At 61.4% G+C, this 3,386-nt stretch carries 3 protein-coding genes; all 3 read right to left on the bottom strand.

Going from position 1 to position 3,386, the window contains the following annotated elements:
* On the bottom strand, positions 1-578 hold a 578-nt coding region (locus tag Q0L57_RS08875), incomplete at its 3' end, for a branched-chain amino acid ABC transporter permease (RefSeq protein WP_296741272.1).
* A gap of 10 nt (positions 579-588) precedes the next feature.
* Entirely contained in the window at positions 589-1,464 is an 876-nt protein-coding gene (locus Q0L57_RS08870; RefSeq protein WP_296741269.1) for a branched-chain amino acid ABC transporter permease, read from the bottom strand.
* A 193-nt stretch (positions 1,465-1,657) separates the two neighbouring features.
* Positions 1,658-3,010 (bottom strand): substrate-binding protein, encoded by a 1,353-nt coding sequence (locus tag Q0L57_RS08865; protein ID WP_296741266.1) that lies wholly within the window; start codon positions 3,008-3,010, stop codon positions 1,658-1,660.
* Positions 3,011-3,386 lie beyond the last annotated feature (376 nt).

Genomic DNA, 3,386 nt, shown 5'->3' with positions numbered 1-3,386 from the left:
AGGATCGCGCCGACGGGCGAGCGCACGATGCGCAGCGCAATCACGATGCCGACGAAGTACCAGAACGCCAGGAAAGTATACATCGTCCAGTCGCTGTCGAACTTCAGGACTGTGAAGCCGAGATTGAACGTCGGCGTCGGCACCCCAGGCAGCCCGTTCTCGCCGCCCGTGAATGCCGACAGCGGATTGAACTCGACGAAGAAGAACACTTCGGCGATCGCCACGGTGATCATCGCGAAATAGATGCCGGTGCGCCGCAGCGCGATCAGGCCGATCAAATAGCCGACGACACCCGCCACAGCCGCGCCGATGACGATGGCAGCCAAGACGTAGGAGAAGTCGGTTTCGGTCAGAAGATAGGCGGCGAACATGCCGCCGGTGCCGTAGAAAGCCGACTGGCCGAAGGACAGCAGCCCGGTATAGCCGAACAGTATATCGAACCCGATACCGAACAGGCCCCAGATGAGGATACGGTTGATGGTGCTGGGCGAGAAGCCGAGATGGGGCAGCACGAACGGCGCGAGGACCAGCGCCACCGCCGTCAGAAGCTCGACGAGGAAGGGACGTTTGATGTGCATGGCCGACCGTCTACTCGCGCCCCGCCGTGCCGAGCAGCCCGTGTGGGCGAAGCACCAGCACCAGCGTCATCGCCACGAACAGCATGACATAGGAGTAACCGGGGTTGAACATCGAGGTGATGCTGACGATCTCGCCGGCGATGAGGCCGCCGATGATCGCGCCCGGAAACGAGCCGACCCCGCCGATCACCACGACGACGAAGGTCTGGACCAGTATCGCCTCGCCGACATCGGGTGCGATCGACACCACGGGTGCGTTGACGATGCCGGCGAAGCCCGCGGCCATCGCGCCGATGCCGAAGACGAGCATGAAGACCCTGTAGACGTCGATCCCAAGCGAATCGACCATCACCGAATCCTCGATGCCCGCCCGCACGATCATTCCGATGCGCGTGCGATAGAGAACGAAATAGAGCACCAGCAGCGCAACGCCGACGATGCCGAGCAAGGCCAGGCGGTAGGTGGGATAGACCATGAAGCCCAGGTTGGTGATGCCGACCAGCGACGCGGGCGGCGGCACCGAGTGCGACAGGCTGCCGAAGAAGAAGCGAACCGTCTCGACGAAGACGATTCCGAGCCCGAACGTGACCAGAAGCTGGTCCTCGTGCGGGCGCGTGTAGAAATGGCGGATGATCAGGCGCTCGATCACCACTCCGACGATCATCACGAACAGCGATCCCGCCACCACCGCGGCTAGAAAAGAGTCCGTGTAAGTATAGGCGACCCAGCCGGCATAGCCTCCGAGCATGAACATGGCGCCATGGGCGAGGTTCAGGACACCCAGCGTGCCGTAGATGATCGTCAGTCCGGAGGAGATCAACGCCAGGAGCGCGCCGAGAACCAGCCCGTTGAAGCATTGCGAGATGAAATTTGCCCAGTTGATCACGCTGCGCCCACCTTAATCGTGAAGGATATGCCCCGCGCTTGGCGCCGCCAAGGGCCTGGAGGAGAAGTCACGAACGATCGACATGCCGTTGGCCGGCCACAGTATGCGAAGCCTCCTTGGGTTCCAAGAAGGCCAGCCCGGAGTGGCGTGCCTTCTCCGTCATTGCTGGCGGAGAAGGCGAGGCGAGGGAGTATCAGGTGTAGTCGCCGAGGTTGCAGCCGAAGGCATCTGGCTTCTGCATCAGCGGTGCGCCGTCGACCACCTCGACCACATTCCAGTAGTCGTCGTCGCTCTTCATGTCCTTGGGGTCCTTGCCCTGGACAAGCACGACGGGCCGCACGCACTGGTGATCTTCCGGCCGATAGTGAACATCGCCGACGAGCGAGGGGATGGTCTCGCCCTTCTCGTACTGCTTGATGATGTCCGGCGGATAGAAGCTGCCGGCCTCGGACACCATGCGCGCCCAATGCGCGAAGCTGACATAGGAGTTTTCGGCGCCCCATTCCGGCCGGTAGTTGAACTTCTTCTGGAACGCATCGACGAACTGCTTGGCAAGTGGATACTTGTCCTCGAGGGTCCACCAGAAATCGGTGGCGGCGAAGACGCCGGCCGTCAGTTCGGGACTCACTTCCTTGGCAAGGAAGGGGATCTGGTAGGGAATGACCATCTTCATGGCCGGGGTCAGGCCGAACTGCTTGGCCTGCTGGATCGACAGCACCGCGTCACGGCCCCAGTTGACGTTGACGATGAATTCGGCGCCGGAATTGGCGATGTTCGTCAGATACTGGCTGAAATCCTGGGTGCCCAGCGGCGAGACCTGGTTCGTCACCATCTCCCATCCGCCTTGCGAGGTCAGGTAGTCGTTCACCGACTTGGTGACCGTATGGCCGTAGGTGTAGTCCGGCGTCATGAACGCCGCCTTCTTGCCCTTGCCGTAGGTCTTCAGCAGGATCGGGCCGATCGCGTTGGCAGCGGTCTGGCCATAGAGGTTCTGGCGGAAGCCGTAGCGGACACAGTCCTTGCCGGTGGTGTCGTTCGAACCCGATATCCCCGCCACATAGAGGATCTTCTCGCGCTGCGCGAACTTGTTGAGGGCGACCGCGACCGCAGAAGAAGTCGAGCCGGTCATCAGGATGATCTTGTTCTGGTTTATGAAGTTCTGCTCGACCTCGACCGCCTGGTTAGGCTTGGCCGCGCTGTCGGCGGACAAAAGCTCCACCTTCTTGCCGAGCAGCCCCTTGTCGACCTTCGGCGCCAGCGCCTTCATCAGGTCGTGGCCGTTGTTGATGTGCTCGACCGCGAGCTGCCAGCCTTTGAGCTCGTCGGCCCCCTGGACCGCGTAAGCGCCAGTGAGCGGCACCGCGGCTCCGATATAGACGGTGTCGCCCTGCGATCCGGCGGGCCAGGTACCGATCGCAGGCTTGTCGTCGGCCGCAAAGGCCGAAAGACTGGAATAGGGCAGCACGGCGCCGCCAAGCAAAGCGGCGCCGGCGTGCAGTACGGTACGGCGCGATATATTGGCTGCATTTTCATCGTCGAACGGCATCAGTTGTTCCTCCTTAGCCTTGGAGCCGTCTGACGGCTCTCGCTGTCGTCCCCAGATTCCGACACTGGTTTTTCACGCAAGCTGTGAATGACACGCCTGCTGTATGGGCATTCGCAGCGGCATGGGCGGGCCAGTCAATACAACTTTCGTTTGATGATTTTGTTCATTGATCCAGATTAATAATCCTACGGAAGTTTCGCCGAAGACTATGAACCTTGGGACCCTGGCATGCCCCTGACCGGCCACCCGATCGTGACCCGACTGACACGAGCGATGAAGCTGAATGCGGCCGATATCGAAAGCCTTGCGGCCATCTTCGAACGCGACCTTTCCTTCCGGAAGCGGGAGGAACTCATCGTTCACGGCTCGGAGTTCC

Origin of the sequence: Mesorhizobium sp. (assembly GCF_024509055.1) — a bacterium.
Lineage (GTDB): Bacteria > Pseudomonadota > Alphaproteobacteria > Rhizobiales > Rhizobiaceae > Mesorhizobium.
The sequence above is the reverse complement of the archived record's forward strand: the minus strand, read 5'-3'. Positions and strand labels throughout refer to the sequence as shown.

Coding starts and splice junctions, on each gene's coding strand:
- Q0L57_RS08865 (WP_296741266.1), bottom strand. CDS start 3,010: ATGCCGTTCGACGATGAAAATGCAGCCAATATATCGCGCCGTACCGTA.